This is a genomic window from Allomuricauda sp. CAU 1633 (genome assembly GCF_017313225.1).
In the GTDB taxonomy this organism is placed as follows: domain Bacteria; phylum Bacteroidota; class Bacteroidia; order Flavobacteriales; family Flavobacteriaceae; genus Flagellimonas.
In genome coordinates this window covers 265734-285971 of record NZ_JAFLNE010000003.1, presented here as the reverse complement: position 1 = coordinate 285971, position 20238 = coordinate 265734, and the positions used below count along the sequence as shown (strand labels likewise).

22 protein-coding genes are annotated in these 20238 nt (G+C 40.7%); 3 read left to right on the top strand and 19 right to left on the bottom strand.

The window, feature by feature from the left end; all coding sequences use genetic code 11:
• The first annotated feature begins 1 nt into the window (after position 1).
• Together J0X14_RS10770 and J0X14_RS10765 are read left to right on the top strand one after the other, a co-directional pair.
• Complete coding sequence (locus tag J0X14_RS10770; RefSeq protein ID WP_242527998.1) at positions 2–1132, top strand: aminotransferase class V-fold PLP-dependent enzyme; 1131 nt, start codon at positions 2–4, stop codon at positions 1130–1132.
• Between the two features lie 154 nt (positions 1133–1286).
• Complete coding sequence (locus tag J0X14_RS10765) at positions 1287–1583, top strand: isoamylase early set domain-containing protein (RefSeq protein ID WP_207097785.1); 297 nt, start codon at positions 1287–1289, stop codon at positions 1581–1583.
• Between the two features lie 51 nt (positions 1584–1634).
• Here the strand turns inward: J0X14_RS10765 and J0X14_RS10760 are convergent, their stop codons facing one another.
• The 8 genes from J0X14_RS10760 to J0X14_RS10725 form a co-directional block, all read right to left on the bottom strand.
• Positions 1635–2600, bottom strand: coding sequence for an L-histidine N(alpha)-methyltransferase (locus J0X14_RS10760; protein ID WP_207097784.1), 966 nt, complete (start codon positions 2598–2600; stop codon positions 1635–1637).
• 16 nt (positions 2601–2616) lie between these two features.
• Complete coding sequence (gene egtB / locus J0X14_RS10755; protein WP_207097783.1) at positions 2617–3777, bottom strand: ergothioneine biosynthesis protein EgtB; 1161 nt, start codon at positions 3775–3777, stop codon at positions 2617–2619.
• Between the two features lie 90 nt (positions 3778–3867).
• Positions 3868–4743, bottom strand: coding sequence for a DUF5694 domain-containing protein (locus J0X14_RS10750; protein WP_207097782.1), 876 nt, complete (start codon positions 4741–4743; stop codon positions 3868–3870).
• A 60-nt stretch (positions 4744–4803) separates the two neighbouring features.
• Positions 4804–5166 (bottom strand): DUF2200 domain-containing protein, encoded by a 363-nt coding sequence (locus J0X14_RS10745; protein ID WP_207097781.1) that lies wholly within the window; start codon positions 5164–5166, stop codon positions 4804–4806.
• 184 nt (positions 5167–5350) lie between these two features.
• Positions 5351–5842, bottom strand: coding sequence for a DinB family protein (locus tag J0X14_RS10740; protein WP_207097780.1), 492 nt, complete (start codon positions 5840–5842; stop codon positions 5351–5353).
• Positions 5843–6012: 170 nt separating this feature from the next.
• A complete protein-coding gene (locus J0X14_RS10735; RefSeq protein WP_207097779.1) occupies positions 6013–6633 on the bottom strand; it encodes a hypothetical protein in 621 nt (206 codons plus the stop codon).
• Complete coding sequence (locus tag J0X14_RS10730; protein WP_207097778.1) at positions 6609–7418, bottom strand: CPBP family intramembrane metalloprotease; 810 nt, start codon at positions 7416–7418, stop codon at positions 6609–6611. Before J0X14_RS10730 ends, J0X14_RS10735 begins: the two co-directional genes overlap by 25 nt.
• 15 nt (positions 7419–7433) lie before the next feature.
• Positions 7434–7862 carry a Dabb family protein gene (locus J0X14_RS10725; protein ID WP_207097777.1) on the bottom strand — a complete coding sequence of 143 codons (429 nt, stop codon included), beginning with the start codon at positions 7860–7862 and terminating at the stop codon, positions 7434–7436.
• A gap of 108 nt (positions 7863–7970) precedes the next feature.
• Between J0X14_RS10725 and J0X14_RS10720 the strand changes: the two genes are divergently transcribed.
• The gene (locus J0X14_RS10720; protein WP_207097776.1) at positions 7971–8159 is read left to right on the top strand and encodes a hypothetical protein; all 189 of its coding nucleotides are present in this window, start codon (positions 7971–7973) and stop codon (positions 8157–8159) included.
• A gap of 180 nt (positions 8160–8339) precedes the next feature.
• Here J0X14_RS10720 and J0X14_RS10715 read toward each other — a convergent pair whose 3' ends face one another.
• The 11 genes from J0X14_RS10715 to J0X14_RS10665 form a co-directional block, all read right to left on the bottom strand.
• The gene (locus tag J0X14_RS10715; RefSeq protein WP_207097775.1) at positions 8340–8930 is read right to left on the bottom strand and encodes a hypothetical protein; all 591 of its coding nucleotides are present in this window, start codon (positions 8928–8930) and stop codon (positions 8340–8342) included.
• A gap of 259 nt (positions 8931–9189) precedes the next feature.
• Positions 9190–10500, bottom strand: a complete 1311-nt coding sequence (locus J0X14_RS10710) for an alpha/beta hydrolase family protein (protein WP_207097774.1) — start codon at positions 10498–10500, stop codon at positions 9190–9192.
• 164 nt (positions 10501–10664) lie between these two features.
• Positions 10665–11210, bottom strand: a complete 546-nt coding sequence (locus J0X14_RS10705) for a hypothetical protein (RefSeq protein ID WP_207097773.1) — start codon at positions 11208–11210, stop codon at positions 10665–10667.
• Positions 11211–11376: 166 nt separating this feature from the next.
• Positions 11377–12054: a hypothetical protein gene (locus J0X14_RS10700; protein ID WP_207097772.1), complete on the bottom strand. Its 678-nt coding sequence runs from the start codon at positions 12052–12054 to the stop codon at positions 11377–11379.
• A 105-nt stretch (positions 12055–12159) separates the two neighbouring features.
• Positions 12160–13863 carry a S41 family peptidase gene (locus J0X14_RS10695; RefSeq protein WP_207097771.1) on the bottom strand — a complete coding sequence of 568 codons (1704 nt, stop codon included), beginning with the start codon at positions 13861–13863 and terminating at the stop codon, positions 12160–12162.
• Positions 13864–14065: 202 nt separating this feature from the next.
• Entirely contained in the window at positions 14066–15250 is a 1185-nt protein-coding gene (locus J0X14_RS10690) for an energy transducer TonB (RefSeq protein WP_207097770.1), read from the bottom strand.
• Positions 15251–15258: 8 nt separating this feature from the next.
• On the bottom strand, positions 15259–16083 hold the full coding sequence (locus J0X14_RS10685; protein WP_207097769.1) for a thymidylate synthase: 825 nt from the start codon (positions 16081–16083) through the stop codon (positions 15259–15261).
• 173 nt (positions 16084–16256) lie between these two features.
• Positions 16257–17717, bottom strand: coding sequence for a NupC/NupG family nucleoside CNT transporter (locus tag J0X14_RS10680; RefSeq protein ID WP_207097768.1), 1461 nt, complete (start codon positions 17715–17717; stop codon positions 16257–16259).
• A gap of 9 nt (positions 17718–17726) precedes the next feature.
• Entirely contained in the window at positions 17727–18359 is a 633-nt protein-coding gene (locus J0X14_RS10675) for a bifunctional nuclease family protein (RefSeq protein WP_207097767.1), read from the bottom strand.
• Positions 18360–18448: 89 nt separating this feature from the next.
• Positions 18449–19417, bottom strand: coding sequence for an electron transfer flavoprotein subunit alpha/FixB family protein (locus tag J0X14_RS10670; RefSeq protein WP_207097766.1), 969 nt, complete (start codon positions 19415–19417; stop codon positions 18449–18451).
• A gap of 16 nt (positions 19418–19433) precedes the next feature.
• Positions 19434–20180: an electron transfer flavoprotein subunit beta/FixA family protein gene (locus J0X14_RS10665; RefSeq protein WP_207097765.1), complete on the bottom strand. Its 747-nt coding sequence runs from the start codon at positions 20178–20180 to the stop codon at positions 19434–19436.
• Between the last annotated feature and the right edge of the window lie 58 nt (positions 20181–20238).

Genomic DNA, 20238 nt, shown 5'->3' with positions numbered 1-20238 from the left:
AATGGCTATCTTTAACAACAAAGATAACCGAATTGTACCCAATACCTCAGCAATGCAAAGTCTAAGAAAAAAATTTCCTGTCCTAAATCAATGTATCTATGCCAATACAGCCTCTGCAGGTCTTTTGAGTGAAGATCTTATGGAGTGGCGACAAGGGCATGATTTGGACTTTCTCATTGGGGGCAGCAATATGAAGGTTAAGGCATTTGCCCATCTTCCGGAAATCAAGAAAACCGTTGGAAAGTTTTTTCATTGCAAGCCAACCCATGTTGCGTTGGTTCCCAACTTTACTTTAGGATTCAATATGCTTTTGGATGGACTCTCCAAGGATAAAAAAGTCTTGTTGCTCCAAAAAGATTACCCTTCCGTTAACTGGCCTTTTGAGACCCGAAACTTCAATAGGGAGTATGTGGACATCGATGAAAACATGGAGGAAAATATATATAATAGAGTGAAGTCAGGAGGCATTGATGTATTGGCCCTAAGTGTGGTGCAATGGATAAGTGGAGTAAAGATTGATCTTGACTTTTTGAAAGAACTGAAAAAAGACTTTCCCAGCCTATTGATTATTGGTGATGGCACCCAGTTCTGTGGTACCGAGCCATTCAATTTTGAAAAATCGGGATTCGATATTTTGGGCGCCAGTGCCTATAAATGGTTGTTGGCCGGCTACGGCAATGCCTTTTTTCTGGTCAAGGAAGCCGTAATGGGGCAATTTGAGCTAAAAGGTATTGGTAACGGCTCTGTGAGCAACGACCAATCCAAACGCGACAGCATTCCCTTTTGTAAATTTTTGGAGCCAGGCCACTTGGATACCTTAAATTTTGGAAGTTTAGAATTTTCACTTGACTTTTTAGATGAAATAGGCCTGGAACATATTCAAACCCATTTGCAAAAATTGTCCAATAAAGCCAAAATGGCCTTTTCAGAAATGGGACTTCTGGAACAAAGCGTGCTGGAAAGAAAGCAGCATAGCACAATCTTCAATATTAAGGGAGATCAGAAACTGTTCAACAAGCTTACTGCAGAAGATGTGGTTGCATCACCACGTGGAGGAGGTATTCGATTAAGCTTTCATTTTTACAATACCGAGGACGAAATTGAGGCCATTGCCCAGCTGTTGAAATCGTGAATGACCAAAATCATTTTTTGAAAAAAACAATCTGCTAATTTTGCCAAAGTAATCCTATTGTTAGGAGCATTTTATCAATTTGATAAATCGAACTTAACTTATTGTAAATAAGCGGTTTTATCTATTGTTTTGTTCTTGATTTAATTTTAGTACCATGGCAATAAAGAAGCAATACCTGAAAAGCAAGCCTGTTTGCAAGGTGACTTTTACAGTACCTGCAGAGGAGGCGGACAAAGTGGCTGTAGTGGGTGATTTCAACAATTGGAATCCCAAAGGGAGCACTTTAAAAAAGTTGAAAAATGGAACCTTCAAGGGAACCTTTGAGCTTCCCAATGAGAATTCATACGAGTTCAGATACTTGATTGATGGTGCCTACACCAACGATGAAGAGGCTGATCGTTTTCAATGGAACGACTATGCCGGAACCGAGAACGCTGTTCTGGAAGTATAAAAAATAGGATCGTCATTGGAGCCCCCCAACTTCAATGGCGGTTTTTTTAGTTCATTTAGTGAACACGTAATCTTTGTAGTTTTCCTCCTTGTCCGAAAAGGAGGTGGCAATCTCTAGCCCGGCCTCTTCCGCCAACCAAGTCACTATAGTATCATCATATTTTTGTGAAATCTCAGTATGGATGGTCTCCCAACGTTTAAAGGGAACTTCCAAGTCCAAGCTTTCTATGTATGCCACTTGTTCCACTTTGGAAACCAAATAACTTTTGGCTGTTCCTGACTGCGGGTCATAGACTTCCCAATGTAAAAAGTTGTCAAGATTAAAATCAGCTCCCATTTCCCTGTTGATACGGGTCAAAATGTTTTTGTTGAATGCTTCGGTGATTCCAGCCTGGTCGTTATAGGCATCTAAAATGGTCTGAGGGTTTTTCTTTTGGTCGAATCCCATAAAAATAAGGTCGTCTGGGTTGATAGCGTCCTTCATGTTTTTGAGAAACTCCACCGCTTGTAGATGCAAGAGGTTGCCAATGTTGGAACCTAGAAACAGAATCACTTTTCTTCTTCCATTGCTCTCCCCAATATCGCGAAGCGTATCAAAATAGGTGCCCTGTAGCGGATTAATATCCACTTCCGGAATTTCTTTGAAAAGCGCATTTTCAAGCTCGTTCAATGCATTCTGACTGATATCAATGGGCCTATAGTCAAATTGGATGTTCCGTTCCACTAAGTGGCGCAACAAAATCTTGGTCTTTTTGCCATCACCTGCACCAAGTTCGAACAGACTGAAAGGCTCTCCATGGTCAACAAAAAGGTCAACAATTTCTGTTTTGTTCGCTTCCAGAATATTGAACTCACAATCCGTAAGGTAATATTCCGGCATGGCCATGATATCCTGAAAAAGTTTGTCGCCTACCTCGTCATAAAAATATTTGGAAGATAGGTATTTGGGATGGGCGGTAAGGCCTTCGTACACCTCTTGCTCAAAAATGGATGTAAATGTGGTGGTTTGATTTCGCATACCTATTGAGTCGGGATTATTGTGCCAACCTTAATCCAGTAAACTGCCAGCGTAGCTGCGGATGGAAAAAATTACGGTAGGTATGCCGTGTATGGCTTATGGGCGTTGCCACGGAACCACCCCGTAGCACTTTTTGACTGACCATAAATTTGCCATTATATTCCCCAAGAGCTCCATCTGGTTTTTTATAGTTGGGGTAGGGCAGGTAGGCACTTTCGGTCCATTCCCAGCGTTTGCCCCAAGGGAAAAACGGTTGGGCCGCCTCCCATTCAAATTCGGTGGGTAATCTACATCCTTTCCATTGGGCATAAGCAAAGGCCTCGTAATATGAAATATGGGTCAATGGGGTTTCCATATCCACTTTTTGGAGCCCTTTTGCGGTATAGTGCCACCAATCACCATCAATTTTATGCCAATATAATGGAGTGGAGATGTGGTTTTGATTTACCCAGTCCCAACCTTCAGCATGCCAAATAGCAAAACGTTGGTAGCCACCTGCTTCTATAAATTCCTGGAAATCACCATTAGTGACTAATTTGTTGGAAATTTTATAGGGCTGCAGATAGACTTTGTGCCTTCCCAGCTCATTGTCGTAACAAAAATCGTCGGCAGCATGGCCGATCTCATAAATACCTTCATCCATGGCAATCCAATCCTGTTGGTGGGTTTCCTTTGGATGGTCCACAAAACTATTTGAATAGGCAGGCAAAAGCGGGTTGTTTCCCAAAATATATTTAATGTCCGTCAACAAGAGTTCTTGATGCTGCTTTTCATGGTGTATTCCGATTTCTAAAACAGCTTGGAGTTCTTCGCTCTGCGATTCTGAAAAAAATATCTTAATGGCTTGGGTAACATAGCTCCGGTATTCATATACTTTTTTTACCGAAGGCCTTGATAGATTCCCCCGATCGGAACGGACGACCCGCTTGCCTACAGTCTCATAATAACTGTTGAAAACAAAGGAGAAATCCGCATTGAACTCTTGGTAACCTTTGGCATGGGGCTTTAGAATGAATTCCTCAAAAAACCATGTGGTGTGCCCCAAATGCCATTTGGGTGGACTTACATCCACAATGGGTTGTACCACATAGTCCTCAATTTCCAAGGGTTCACAAATGGTTTCGGAATGTTCTCGGGTTTCCAAAATGAAATCCAAGAGGGAATCGGTCAGGATCATGGCAAACGTTTATCTTTAAAGATAAGGAATATAGAATTGTCGTTATCTCGGTCGATTTTTTGCAGAAACCCTTACCTGGGATACTTAAGGTTAAGGATTATTCCGCTTTTCCATGATTTCGTTTAGTTCCACTGCGGTCCATTCCTCATTTTGGTCTATAAAATCCTTGATCATTGCAATATGGCTGGCTCCGAGGAGCAGCATGATCCTTTGATTATCGGGTTGGGTGGCCTTTTGGGCCAGGGACCACATGTAGACATTACGACGGTACCATTCCGAAGCAAGATACGCTCCTACAAAATTATTCCGGTCGCCCACCAAGAGTGGCACTTGGGTCTGAAATTCATTGCTGAATCTTCGGAGTTCTTCGGTATTGAGATAATAGGTCATCTCCAGCAAAGTGGCTCCCGATTTAATTTTTTCATCAAATTCTTGGGTAAAACGTTCAATGCCATCTGTAAACTGTTGTTGTAAGTCAGTCTGATTTTGCATGGCCGCTACTGTCATTAAGCTATCAAAAGGAAAATCAGTATTTTGATAATCCACAGCTTGTACCGATTTTAACCCTACTTTTTTGGCCACTCGAAATGCCAACTGGAAAATTTCATTTTTTAAGTAAAAATCCGAAAGGCTGTCATTGGTGAAATAGTTGTCCTCCAAATAGAGTTGGTAAAGCGAATCCAATTCTTGTTGCTCGTCATAAGGCCATTCCACAAAAACTTGGTCTGGATGGTACGCTTTTATCTTTTCTGAAATCTCTTCCAATTCGACTTGGGAAGCATCACTCAGAACATCAAAACTTTTGGTTTTGGCTACATCCGCACCTGGATTGTGGTAGTGGAACGTACCGATGAGCAAAGCTTGCTTTGTGTTTTCGGGTTGTGAATTTTCAGGTTTTTCGGTGGGGGAGGTACAGCTTACAAAAACAAGTAGCGTAATGAGCGAAAACTGAATTTTTTTGATCATGGAAATTGTTTTAAACAAAGACCAATCAAGAAAGTATATGTTACAGTTAAATGGTTTTCGCTAAGACCGTAAGATTTTCTCCATTTTCCGGCCTTTGGCCAATTCATCCACCAATTTGTCCAAATAGCGCACTTGTTGGGTCAATGGATTGTCGATTTCTTCGATACGATAGCCACATATTACCCCTTTTATGAGGTGGGCATTGGGGTTTAGGTTAGCTTTATCAAAGAAGGCTTCAAAGGTTACTTTCTCATCAATCAATTTTTGGATGTCCTTTTCCGTAAAGCCGGTCAACCATGTGATCACTTGGTGCAGTTCTTCTATTGTTCGGTCTTTCTTTTCCACCTTTGTCACATAATGGGGATAAACCGATGCAAAGGTCATACTTGCAATTCGCTGATTGTGCTCTGGTGTGGTTTTCATGATAAAACGTTGAACTAAAGTTGATTAAAAGTAACAAATTTCACCTTAGGGTTTATCATAACGTGTGTGGTTTAGTTGGTCCAATAATCCACAACAAGCTCATCCGAAATATGTAGACCCGCACTTCTCCAAAAGCCCTCTGTTTTTGGATTAGCCACCTCGGAGTTGTTACAGTTGGGTTGTATTACAGATATCTTTCTTTGATGATGTTAAGATGATGGGTTTCATGTCCAATCACCGACTTTAGGAAGTCTTCCAATTGAACCTCATGGTGTTTAGCCCACCTTTTTCGTTGCAGTTGATCAATGGAAAGGGTATCTACAAAACTTTGGGAGGCCTTCCTCACATTCACATAATCCGTCAATAATTGTTGCAGGGTGAGTTCATCAAATCGACTGTTTTTGACCAAAGCCTCCTGATCATACCCCCACAATTGCACTTCTTCGTTTCGACTTAATTGAAAGGCACGGAACATTTTTATGCGTTCATGATCGGTGATATGCCCTACAATTTGTTTAATGCTCCATTTGCCTGGAGCATAACGATACGCAGCTTTTCCCTCGTCAAGCGAAGCCAATAGATCATAGGTGTTTGATTCTGAAAAAAGTACCGACAATTGCTGTTCTTGGACCAATTCATAATAATACGGAAAACCGTCTTGGGGGGTATGCTTCATGCTATAATTGGGCTTTTGCGCTATAAAAATAAGAGGAAATGGACAGTTATCCGCAAAGTTGACTTTGTTACGACCATACTTTTCCTCACCATGTGCCAGTTTAGGCCATGGTCTTCATCAAATTGCGGGTGGAAGTTGACCTATTCGGCGGCGGTGGGGTCTGTTTGATGTCAAGTTACGAAGGAAATGGCCCAAGCCACATAGAACCAGCCAAGTCCAACCCAACTGATAACATGTATTCGTTTTAGGGTCTTCCAGTCATAGATAAAAAAGGAAATAAAAAAGGCATGCCAAACCAAAATGTAAAAAAGCTCCCAATTTTCGATTTGGAATAGATCTGAGACCCTTCCGATAATAGGCTCAATAGGTAGTGCAATGGCCCAAAAGATGAACCGCTTGTGGTAGTTCTTGGTTTTTCGGTAACGATAGGCCAGTAACAGGAATACTGCAAAGCTCAACATAAAAAACCGATTGGCCCTGACAAAGGGTTGCATGGCATCCCATCCCTTAAAAACAGCGATAAAAACATAGACAGTGCTGAGGAAAACACCAATGGCGATAAGAAAACCAATCCTTCCCCATTTCATATGGGCTTTATAGTTCTTTTTAAAGATAAAAAAGGATTGAACCACAAAGGTGATAAACCAGGCCAGCATAAATAGACCGTGAATGATAAACTTAGGATCACTATTGCTTTGCTGGCCTATATCCCAAAACAGATTATCCGAAAAGGCAAGAAGGGAGAGCACCAGAAGCAGGGAACTCACTATGGGGTAATAATACTTTTCCATTTTTTAAGAATTATCCATAATAAAATGAAACCAAAATTCAAGGCAAGGATAAAAAGTAAAATTCCCAAGGGATTAAATCCTGCCGGTTCTTCTTGTACTGCTTTTTCCAGAAATAGAATGGATGTGGACAGCGGGTCTTCGGTGAAGAGTTTGTTGTTTGCTACGTTACTTCCCCAATGAATTCCAATGGCAAAGTAAATAGTGCCCGACCGTAAAAGTGCATTGGCAAAGACAAAGTGTCCAATGATGATTGATATGGAATAGAATATAGCTCCAAAGATGCCAATGTTAAATACATTGTGCATTGAAATGAATATGACGACCGCGACCAAGTTCGCAATTTTTAAGTTGTAGATTGAAATCAGTTTTTTGTAACCATAACTCCGGCAGATGAACTCCTGCACCGCCGCAGTTGGCAAAATCCAATAGAGTTCTTTAGCGATTTCACCAAACGAAATGGCCTGGTTTGTTTGAATGACATCACCAGTGAGAAGGCATTTTAAATAATAGCCAATAAGAACGGCCACAATTCCCAGAACAAGTCCAATGGGTAAATATTTGAGATTTTGTCCTTTAAAATTAAACCCCAGGGCATCCAGATTTTTGCCTTCTGTCTTATAAAGAATCCAATTGGCGAGAACAACCAATATCAGTCCAACAAATGGGAAAACTCGATCAGTTCCTTCGGGTAAGGGGATAAAATCGGGCAAAAACAACGCAATGGCAACCAAGACCGCAAAAAGCAGTAATCGGCTGATATTGGGATGGGTCTCCAATAATCCCATGGTTGTACTAAAGTTCTAATTGGCCCAGTAGTCCACTACAAGCACATCACCTATATGCGGACCAGCCACTTCTCCGAAAGCTTTGTGGTCTGGGTGAATAAGATACGCATCCCTGTCCGCTTCACTGGTAAAGGTGAGGAAATAACAGTGGGTAAGTCCTCTGTTCAGGTTTTCTGGGCTGTTGTTCAGGCCCCATTCGTAGCCTTTGATTTCCGATATTTTGGAAGGCAGTGCATTGAACGCCTCTTTTACTTCTTCCACCTCAGCTTCGGAGGAAGTCTCTTTAAATTTGAACAACACTACATGGCGCAATAGCGGTTGGGCAACCTCTTCGGTCACTATTTCAGTCTTTTCCACAGCTTCTTCTTTTGTTGGTTCTTGGGTTTTTTGGCCACAACCCAGCAGCAAAAATACAGCAAAAATGGAGAGAGAAAGGTTTTTCATGATAGTGTGGTTTTAAAATGGTTTACGGCGGAATAAGGTAAGCTAAAAATGAATAGTGTCATAATTTGTTATGACGCTTAATCCCAAGAGCTGATTTACTTTTGGTGCATGGCACAAAAAGGAAATGGATTGAAAGCATTTATCAAAGAAAGCTACGGCTCACCAGAAGAACTGGCCAAAATTTTGGACTTGGGAGTGGTAATGCTGTTCTATTTGGAGGAAGATACCTTTTCCCGTAGGGAAGTGCAAAGCGTAGCGGAGGCGCTCAAGGGGATTGGGGAGTGGTTGAGGGAATAACGGTAAGTGTATGACCCGTTGTGGTTGGGCGTGCTCAAGCTGAGAGTGGGCCTTTACCTCTGGCAGAGCTTGAGCCGCCAGGACGGGTTGATCATTTTAGTTCTGGAGTCTAATCTATGAAAATATTCGAAATTTAGTAGGATGGCAGCAATGGGTTATACACATTGTTACCTAACGTTTTTATTTAAATTCATACTCATAAAAATATATTTTGTCAGGTGGCCAAATATCCATAAATGGAATTGGAATTAAATACCCTTTCTCTTTGTCTATTTTTGGTTCAATTATTTTTCTTTGAAACACTATTTTCTCGTTTCCATTGTCCACAGATATTCTTTTTCGCTTATACGTCTTTTTCATATCCACAGTAAAACAGTCGTGTCCGCAAGTCGGTTTCCAAATGTTTTCTACAATCGGTATTATTTTTATAAAATCCGATAATTTTGATTTTGGTATATTTTTTAAAACTGTATAAGAGTAATCTTTTGAACTAAAATATATGGTCAGGGTTTCTCCTTTCAAACCAAATAGGTCAATTTCAAAATTTCCGTTCTTTTCAATTCGGGTTTCGTATGGAATTATTGTTCCACTTTCTTTTTGCTCAATTTTTTGATATTCAGTTTCTATGTAAATTGTCGCATAGTCTAATTCAGGAACTTTTAATTCGTCTTTGTTTTTTGTCAGTTCGATTATTTGTCCGTTGAAAGTTTGCGAATAAACCACAAATGATAAAAAGAGGCTTATGATTAATATGAAAGTTTCTTTTCTCAAATGTTGGGTATGTTTATTATGTTTTACATCTAGATACACCTCAATTAGGCGCTAAACAATGTTAAAAGATAGCACTTAAATTTTTATACCGGAAGTGTGGGGCTTGGTGGAGACGCTAAAGGGGATTCGGAAGTGGTTGAAGTAGTAGAAGTTAATATGAAAAAGTAAGGGTGTTCCAAGCACCAATCTTTCCATTGAACCCAAGATTTGAAATGAGTCAGAAACCCCAATTTCATCATTTTTGTACCTATTTTTTGGACTACGGGTTAGAAACTGAATTTACCCAATCCTTAATTGTGGTAACATAATCGGGATGCAATTTGGACCAATATGGAAAATCACTTTCTCCGACATCGTACATGGAATGGGAGGCTCCTTCTATTAAAACGGTTTTAAAATTATCATTCCCTGATTTCTCAATAGCTTCGGAAATTAGCGAATGGCTATTGGGTGGGATTATTTCATCCATTTTGCCTTGCACGATTAGGATAGGTTGCTTTGTAGTTTCAAAGTAAGGGATAGGGGTATACAGCAATTTTTTATCCACTTGGACTTCATCCAAATTGGGCACCCAGATATGGGTAAACCACGATTTTGATTTCTCAGCATCTATAGCTTTTTCCAAATCCTCTCTAGCTATTTTTCCTCCTATAAACTCAAAAACCTTTCGCTGTAATTTGGCAGCATCCTCAATTTCATTTCCAATTGTTTCCGCATTTCTATTTTTCCAAAAGTTCAAATCACTTTCAAGTAACGAAACTCCAGGACAACTCACCGCAATCCCATATTGTAGATTTTCCAACTCATTTAAGACATAGGGTATTTTTGTGGCTCCTTGACTGCTACCTTTAATACCGATATTTGTAATGGGAATTCCTGTTTTATCCGAAAAATAGTTAATGGCATTGATATCATCCATTAAAAGTTCCTCCATGGTTGCTGCTTGCCAATCTCCTTCTGAATTTCCAGTACCTCTTTTGTCATAATGAAAGGTAGTGAATCCCATTTGGGCAAAGAGTATGGCTTCTGCTCTTGAGGCGCTTCGGTTTGCGTTCCCAGACGAAGTTAGAATTACCACAGCCTTGTTTCCGCCATCTTTTGGATACCAAATAGTCCCATTTAACTTTAATCCGTCGGATTCAAAACCAACATCTTCATTTTTTGGGATTTGGCTGTGGCCCGGCACCTCCTTTTCTAGGGTGTAGAGAACTGTGATAGTGTCAACCGTAAGGGTTCCCTGCAGCTTATCATTGTTGTCCATCCATTGGTTTTTGAAGGAGTAGGTATAAAAATCACTTTGCAACCTAAAATTTATGGAATCGTTGCTCACTTCAACACCTTGAAATGGGATTCGGTTGGCATTTTGCTCCAAACTTGTAAAAAATACTTGGTAGCCAGTAGAGTCTTGATTAACTTCAAATTGTATTTCGTCAGAAAAGTTGCCATGTTCAAAAGTCCCCGTAAAGTTTCCAGTTTTTTCCCTGATTTTGGAATCACAGGAAAATAGTGCAAATGCGATTAAAAAAATAATGATTCGAGTTGTGGGGACATAGGTTGCAGATGAATTCATTTTGTCCGTTTAGTTTCAATTTACATTTATGAGAAAGATACCGTTTCTATGAATAGGACACACTTGATTCATGGAAAGTGCAGAACTTGGTGGAGGCGCTCAAGAGGATTGAGGAGTGGTTGCGGGAAACTAGCAATGAATTATAACCATTTTTGTGCGCTGGCTTATTTTCCAAAAAGAAGGCTTTTAAATTGTTCTGGATATTTTTGATGAAAGTATATTCCAATCATCAGAAGTCCTATTATTACCAAAAAAGGAAATAGCCATCTAAGTTCAGACTTGGCATCTTTTAAGTCATAGAGCATATCATTTTCTCCAGTCGCAATCTGATAAACTTTAGGCTGCAAGTCTGAATTCTCACTTTTTTTTATCCAAATAATTGCTCGTCCTGACTTTTTTAATTCTTTTTCAATCAGTTCGTATTTTTCATTCCTCCAACTCTTTTCAATATTTTTTACCAGCTTATAATTGTGATTATCGTTTTTCAATTTTAAGAACAGTTGGGACTTTACAGTTTTAATACCTCTTGAACTTACTTGAGTATAAAATGTCCTTACTTGTTCTATTTGTCCGCTTTTTTCAATTAACGAATTTTCAGAGGTAAACAAAATAGGGGCAAAAAAATAGAATGCACAGCCTATACAAGCCATTCCAAACCAAAGCGCTTTTCCTGCGTAATAATCTTTATGCCATTTCTTATTGGAATTCATTTTTTTTCAGCTTGCGCATAATGGTTTCGTATAACCGTCATTTACGGATATTAAGTTAATGTTTTTCGTTTTGGAATTGTGATTATGGAATGTTTCGGTTAGTTCTTTTCAATCTCCCCAATCATTTCTTTTGCCACCAACGTGGAAGAGGGAAAAAATATAGCCCTTACTCTTTCTCATCCGCCAAAGGCGAGATCATAATATGCGCCCTGTGCGTTCCCGGGTTCATGATCCACGGGTGGTTGGGGCCAACGGGGTTTTCAGGAAGACCCGTAGATTCTGCAGTGGCAAAGGGCAAATAGACCACGTAGCGGTATTTGGCGCCCTCCACTTTAAGGGTTTCGGGATCGTATTTGTCGCTGGGTCCATAATAGATATGTAGGGTAGCACCCGGTTTTCCCATATCCAATTGCCCTGATTTGGCCTCTGCTTCCCTAATATCAAAAATTTCCGGTCCAGTTTTCCCTTCGGCCCGTAGTTCCCTGCCTCTAGCCATAAAGGGTTCCATGCTTTTGTGATAGCAAGCTGCATTGAATCCTGGATTGTTGGGGTCATCGGCAAGTACTATGAATTCGTTGTCCCCTTCTTTGAGGGTTACAAACTCCCCAGCCATATTGTAGCCTATCACCTTGCATCCAGCCCGGCTTGCTGCTGGTGCAGCCATTAAGGAAGTTGCGATTAAAGCTTCTTCGGTATCAATGGCAACGTAGTTGGTTTTCGCAGGTGATGCGATGCTGTCGGTTGCGGTTTCTTTTGCCGAAGATGCTTCCGCTTTGTCTTTCCCTGAAGAATTGCAGGATACTAAAACGCCAGACAAAGCAATTGCGATTATGAGTTGTTTCATTTTTGTAGATTTTATTAGTCAAATAAAAGATAGCCTCAAAAAGATACCACTAAATTTTTAAAGTTGATGGGTATTTTTGGCGCTAGGTGCTACAAGTGGGCAAGACTATTCTTTTGGAGCATCTTGCAGAACGGCCCTCGCTTCTTTAATGTCCAATCGGTCTCCATCCAGATTTTGGGCTTTTGTAAGGGCTTCCAGAGCTAAGTCGTATTTTTTCTGAAGGTGGTACAGTTCAGATAGTTTCATCCATGCCAATGGATTTTCTGCATCATGTTCGGTCCAGATATTGGCAAGTCTTACTGCACTTTCTGGTTTTTGCTTCCCTAAAATGGCATTGATTTTTTTGCCCATTAGATCACTGTCACCATCAATGGGACTCCACCACTTCAATTTTCCAAATGAGTTGTATCGACTCCGATAAATTGAATCGGCAATCGATAATTCCTCTTCCATATAGATGTCTGATATATGCCTTAGATCGTTACTCCCCACAATTTTCAGGAATGCACTATCATGCCCTTGAAAAAAATCGGTTGAGTTCACCCCTACCGGAAATTCTACTGAAATCACATTGGAGTCATTTAAAGGATGCCCCAATTGCCAAAACACGGATGAGCAATGGAGTTTTAATTTGCTGTTGGGAAGTTGATAGGTAACTGGATCTCCATAATGATTATAACCTGCCCCAGCGGGTTCACCTATTAGGGTAATGTTTAAATATTCTTTTAATCGGGCAGCGAGCATGATTCCAGCACTAAAGGTCTGTCTTCCCTGTACCACATATAGCTTGGTTTTTGGATGGATTTTACTATACGTAATGATGTCATTTACCAAAGGGACCATCATGCTTCCATCGCCACCAAAATTATAGCGTACATCAATGATGAGTTTTTCCGGTTTTGTGGTTTCCAAAGCAGCAACAAGACGCTTTAAGAAGTCTTTAAAAGGTTCGGGACCAATTTCAGCAGCAAAATTAAATTGAAATACAAACGCTGAGTATTCTGGATAATTTTTGAACCAATAAGGCTCCCTACTTGCATAATAGGGTGGGGCGTCGTCACTAAATTCGCGATACTTTAGGGGAGGTTTGCCATTTTCAAATGGGGTGACGTAAGCATTGTACTCTTCCAGAGGAGGCCCGAACAGTTCTCCCCAATTCCGATAATTGGTTGAATAAAAGGATGAAATGGACGTTATTTCCGCAGTTGAGTGTTTGCCGCTTTCATCAATAAGCTGTAAAATCAAGTTTTGATTGTTTTCAATAATTCCCATGCCTTCCAATAGTGCCGTATTGGACATAAAAGCTGCTGCTATATTTCTTTTGTGAAAGGCATTATCACCACTTATGGCCTTTGAGACGGCATTTAAAACACTAGAAGCTGGCAAACCCGAAATGGATATAACCTTTTTACCAATGAGTTGTTTGTATGCTGGATGGGTCACCGTAATGAACAATCCATCATCAAAATCGTAAAACCTGACAGGGAACCATCTATCGAAACCATATCGTCCATCAAAATCCAAGAAAGTATGGCCATCATTAAGAAGAGCAACAATGGAACTTAGTTTTATGGATATTTCTTTTTCAGAAAGCTTAGCGACATTTTTCTTTAAATTTTGTAGTTCATTGTTCCAACGTTCTTTGGATATACTATAATAGGGATTGGGGTGTCGGGTGCGGATAAGATAATCCAGATAATCAATGTCATTTGTCCAATCTTGATGTTTGGCAATGTCATACGACTGGCCTTGGCAGGGATTGATAAGAACAAGTATGCCAAAGCAACAAATTAGGAAATAGGATTTCAAACCGTTTACTTTTATAGAATACTTCCATGAAAGCAATTGGTTACAAATTTTGGGTATTCCTTATATATGTGAAAACATTAATTCAACCATTAACAGGAGATACACAAGAGGCCAGAGGCTATCATAAAATAAGTCAAGTTTCCTGTCACACCGCCACAACCCTTTAATATATGGATTGGTATTTGAGCCAATCCATTGAACACTACATTTTAAAAGTTATGGGAATGGAATAGGGTACATCAATAGGTTTTCCATTCTGCTTTCCAGGGGTCATTTTGGGCAGAAGTTGAATGATTCGTACTGCTTCTTTTTCCAGAACCTTATGTGGCCCTCTAGTTCTAATTTTTTCAATTTCCCCTGTTTTGGTTATGATGAATATAATATAAACTTTTCCAGAAATTCCATTTACCTGGGCCTCCACGGGATATGAAAAATGGTTTTTAATGTGTTCTTGCATCTTCAATTGAAAGCACCTTTTGGCCTCTTCTTGCGTCAGGTTTTTGCAGCCGGGGAAAACAGGGATTTCCTCTACGATACCTCCTTTGTACTTTTCTGTATTGGGAATATGTATTAACTCCACTTCTTTTTGGCCCATTGGTAGAAATTGGTAAAACAGATGGTGGGTACTCACAATGGGGTCAGGTTTTTTGTTTAGGACTTTAAACTGTGGCAAGGAGGAAGGGATTTGTTCAAGGTCAGGACCAAACTTTTCGTACAATGCCCTTGAATTGATGCTGATCCTACCTTTATTTTTTTTGACTTCACCGTTTTTGTCAACCTCAAACAATATGGCGATTGATAATGTATCCTTTATATTTTTTTTGATGAGATACAGATTTCTTTTTTGTGCCAAAATAGAAACAACCTTATTCTGTAGGGCATTGTAAAGGTACTCGTTGTGATTTTGATGCTCCATGACATTGGGGTGAATCAATTGTTCCTGCGGGAAATAGTCGATTTTTGGACCATCACTTTTTTGAATGGCAAAATTTACAGGAAACCCAAAAATGAAGGGTACCGGGGTTCCGTTCTTTACGGCGGGCTCAATTTTTGGGAGCAGGCTCAAGGCCCTAATGGCCTCGTTTTTAAAATCTTCCCGAACTGAGCGGGCTTTAATATTGTTGATGATACCGTTTTTGTCAATTTCAAACTGCATATAGACAACCCCTTCAATCCCATTCTTTAATGCATTTTCAGGATATGAGATTTTTCCGTGTACAAATTCCATCAATTGTAGTTGAAAACAATCCCGTTTGCTTAAATCATTTGTGCAAGGATTTTCGTTGATTACTGGAAATTGATCCACTTCTTCTGGGGCATACACTTTTTCTTGGGAATAGAAGGTGCAGCTGAACAAGAAAAATACAAACAGAAAAAGGGACTTCATCGCAAAGGTTATACGGCCACAACCCCTTTAATATGAGGATGTGGGTCATAGTTCAACAGCTCAAAATCAGAAAACGTAAAATCGAAAATGTCTTTTACCTCGGGATTCAGTTTCATAGTGGGCAAAGGGCGTGGCTCCCGACCCAATTGCAGATGCACCTGCTCCAAGTGGTTGTTGTAGATATGGGCATCGCCAAAGGTGTGAATGAATTCTCCCGGTAAATACCCGCACACCTGCGCCATCATCATGGTAAATAGCGCATACGAAGCAATGTTGAACGGCACGCCCAAAAAGATATCGGCACTACGCTGATAGAGTTGGCAAGAAAGTTTGCCATCGGCCACATAAAATTGAAAAAAAGCATGACAGGGGGGGAGTGCGGCTTTGCCATTGGCCACATTCTCTGCAAATGAAACTGAAGTATCCGGCAATACACTGGGATTCCAAGCTGACACCAACATTCTGCGGCTATTGGGGCTGGTCTTCAGTGTTTCGATAACTTCCTTAATTTGGTCGATTTCCTCGCTGTTCCAATTACGCCATTGGTGACCATACACTGGTCCGAGGTCGCCATTATCATCCGCCCATTCGTTCCAGATACGTACTCCGTTTTCTTGGAGGTATTCAATATTCGTATCCCCTTTCAAGAACCACAACAATTCATGGATGATGGATTTGAGGTGCAATTTTTTGGTAGTGACCATGGGAAACCCTTCGGCAAGGTTAAACCGCATCTGATAGCCAAAAACGCTCAAAGTTCCCGTTCCGGTCCGGTCGCCTTTGGCGTTCCCGTGTTCCAGCACATGTTTAAGGAGGTCGTGGTATTGTTTCATTCTTTCATCAAATTAGGGTCATTTCGAACAAATATAAAGGGGAGAAATCTAGGACATCTCGACTGCGCTCGATGTGACAAAAAATAAATCTGTCTAAATTACTTCAATTAAAAAAGTATTTGATAAACACCGAGGGTAGACTTATGAAGATTTTATCAACTGAGGATAATTTACTACCCCAAAATCATCCCAGCAATGGTAGCTGACAACAAAGAGGCTAAAGAACCGCCCAAAACGGCTTTCATGCCAAATTCGGACAATACTTTGCGTTGACCGGGGGCCAAGGAGCCGATCCCTCCAATCTGTATGCCGATGGAAGCAAAGTTGGCAAACCCACACAACATATAAGTAGCCATAATTACTGATTTGTTGTAAGTGAAGTGTGGGGAATTGGCCATGCTTTTAAGTTCAGCTAATTGAGTATAACCTACAAATTCACTGGCGGCAAGTTTTATACCGAGTAATTGCCCCATAAGCATCATGTCTTCTTTAGCCACACCAATAATCCACATAAGAGGGGCAAATATGGTTCCTAAAATAGCTTCCAGAGAAAGCTTGTCGTATGTTGAATTATTGGCTATCCATTCATTTATTGAACCAATACCACCTAGAAGACTTAATATTCCATTGATCATGGCAATTATGGCCATAAATACAAGCAGCATTGCTCCCACATTAATCGCTAACTTTAATCCTTCACCTGTTCCATTTGATATGGCATCTAATATATTTGATCCAATTTTTTCATTGGAAACACGAACATCTGTATTTATTGCTTCAGTTTGTGGGTATAAAATTTTGGATACCACTATGGCGCCTGGCGCTGCCATTACCGATGCGGCCAACAAGTGTTTTGCAAAGACCAATTTGAGTAAATCATCGTTACCTCCCAAAAAGTCAATATATGCCCCAAGAACAGCTCCGGCCACAGTGGCCATGCCGCCGATCATCACCAAAAGGATTTCGGACTTGTTCATTTTTTCCAGATAGGCCTTAATGAGCAGGGGAGCTTCGGTCTGACCCAAAAAAATGTTTCCAGCAACGGAAAGACTTTCGGCTCCACTAATTCCAAAAGTTTTGGTTAGTAACCACGCAAACCCTTTTACAATTATTTGAATGATTCCCAAATAATATAATAACGACGTTAGGGCTGAGAAGAAGATAATTGTAGGTAAAACTTGAAAAGCAAAAATATAGCCGAAAGTATTAGTATCTGTAACTAATCCTTCAAAAAGAAATTTACTGCCAATCTTAGTGTATTCTAAAATTTCAATAAACAACTCTCCAATGGTTTCAAATATTTTTTGAATCAAAGGTACTTTCAGAACCCCGATGGCAATAACCAGTTGAAAGGTAAGGCCAATGCCCACAGTTTTCCAATTGATGGCTCTGCGGTTAGAACTGAACAAAAACGAAATCAAAATGAGAACGGCCATACCCAAGGTGCCCCTCCATAAGGTATTTATTGAAAACCCTTGGTTGGGAATCATCTCTGGGGTATCCTGAGCGGAAATATCATTGATGATGGTGGTGCCAATGGCAGTATTGAGAGAATCTGTGGGGAGGGTATTTTGGCTGAATGCAACCGTACAAAGGAATACTAGTGTCAGGAAACTTAAGGTCTTTTTCCCCATGTATTTGATTTATTTGCGCTTGGAAATTTCGTCCCGTAATTTGGCAGCTTTTTCGTAGTCTTCGTTGGCGACTGCCTTATCCAATTCTTTGTGGAGTTCTTCCAGTGACATTTCGCGATAACCGTGGGAACCCGGTCCGGATTCGATTTCAACCGCTTCACCTTCCTGAAGGATTTCATCTACCACGATACTATTGTCATCATCCTCATTTTCATCTTCCTTGGAAGAGAACTTGAGAAAGATACCTGCTTTGTCCAAAATGGTCCTGTAGGTAAAAATGGGCGCTTCAAAACGTAGGGCCAAAGCAATAGCATCGCTGGTTCGGGCATCAATGATTTCCTCCTCTTTATCGCGCTCACAGATGATACTGGAATAGAAGACACCATCCACCAATTTATGAATAATGACCTGCTTCACCACAATTTGAAACCTATCCGCAAAATTCTTAAACAAATCGTGCGTCAAAGGTCGGGGCGGTTTTATCTCTTTTTCCAAAGCAATGGCGATCGACTGTGCTTCAAATGCTCCTATAACAATAGGGAGTTTTCTATCCCCTTCAACCTCATTTAAAATAAGGGCGTAAGCACCATTCTGGGTTTGACTGTATGATATTCCCTTTATTTTTAACCGTACTAAGCTCATAATCTCCTCCTAAACCAAAAAAAGGCTGTTCAAATAAGTGGCTTTACCAGTTATCTGAACAGCCCCTGTTAAGGGCAAATTAACAAAATTTAAGCGTTTTGGGCTTTAAATTCCTTTAATTTTTCGATGAGTTTGGGTACCACTTCAAAAGCATCCCCAACAATTCCGTAATCCGCAGCTTTAAAGAAAGGAGCTTCCGGGTCGTTGTTGATGACCACTTTGGTTTTTGAGGAGTTTACTCCAGCTAGGTGTTGAATGGCCCCCGAGATACCGATGGCAATGTACAGATTACTGGCAACGGGTTTCCCAGTTTGTCCTACGTGTTCCCCGTGTGGACGCCATCCCATATCGGATACGGGCTTGGAGCAAGCGGTTGCCGCTCCCAAAACTTCGGCCAGTTCCTCTACCATGCCCCAATTTTCGGGACCTTTAAGTCCGCGACCACCAGATACCACAATATCGGCATCGGCGATGGAAACTTTTCCGGCCACTTTGTCAACTTCAACTGACTTGGTGGTAAAAGCATCATCAGCCAAAGAAGGGCTAAAATCTTCCACGACAGCTGAGGTACTGTTCTCCACAACCCCAAAAGCGTTATTGGATACCCCAATAATTTTAATATCCGCTGAAATTTCGGTATGGGCAAAGCCTTTATTACTAAAAGCGGTACGTTTTACTACAAAAGGAGAAGTGCTATCTGGCGCAGCAACGGCATTGGGCACGTATCCCGCATTTAATTTTGCGGTAAGGATGGGTGCCAAAAATTTGGTATCGGTACTTGAACTTAAAATAATGACTTTGGCTCCTTCAGCTTCTGCAGCCTGTGTTAATACGCTTGCATAGGCTTTTGCGTTGAAAGTGGCCAATTGGTCGTTGGATATCTGTAAAACTTTGGAAACTCCATAATCACCCAAGGAAGTTGCATCGTTGGCATTGAAGGTGACGGCGGTAACGCTTGTCCCCAAATCCTGGGCCACTTTGTGGGCGTAGGAGGCCACTTCAAAGGCACTCTTTTTGAATTTTCCTTTATCTGATTCGGTATATACTAAGACTGACATAATTTTTTACTCTTGTTTAGATAACTTTAGCTTCGTTGTGCAATAGCTCGACCAATTCCCCAACATTATCGGTATCCACCAATTTAACGGGGCCTTTTGGGGCAGGTTTTTCAAACTTTTGGTCGTTGGTGGGTTGTGATGCTTCTACTGGTTCAACTACATTCAACTTTTTTTGACGGGCTTGCATAATCCCCCTCATGTTTGGAATGCGAAGGTCACTTTCTTCAACCAATCCTTTTTGGCCTCCAATCACCAAGGGCAACGAAGTGCTTATTTTTTCTTTTCCACCGTCAATTTCACGAATGGCGGTGGCGTTTGTACCATCAACCTCTAAATTGATACAGGTATTTACAAAATTCATGTCCAACAGTGTAGCCAAGATGCCAGGGACCATGCCCCCATTATAATCAATGGATTCCCTACCCGCTATGATGAGGTCGTAACCGCCATTTTTTACCACTTCGGCCAATTGTTGGGCCACAAAGAAACCATCGGTGGGTTCGGCGTTTACCCGAATGGCTTCATCTGCACCAATGGCCAATGCTTTTCGAATGGTGGGCTCGGTCTGTGCTCCGCCTACAGTGGCCACATGAACCTCGGCACCTTGCTTTTCCTTGAACCACATGGCGCGTGTCAACCCAAATTCATCATTGGGATTTATCACAAATTGTACTCCGTTCGTGTCAAACTTGGTATCACCTTCCGTAAAATTGATTTTGGAAGTAGTATCCGGTACGTTGCTTATGCAAACTAAAATCTTCATATATATTTTAGGTTTATGGTTTCAAAGATAGCTATTAAATTCTAAATTTATTATGCAT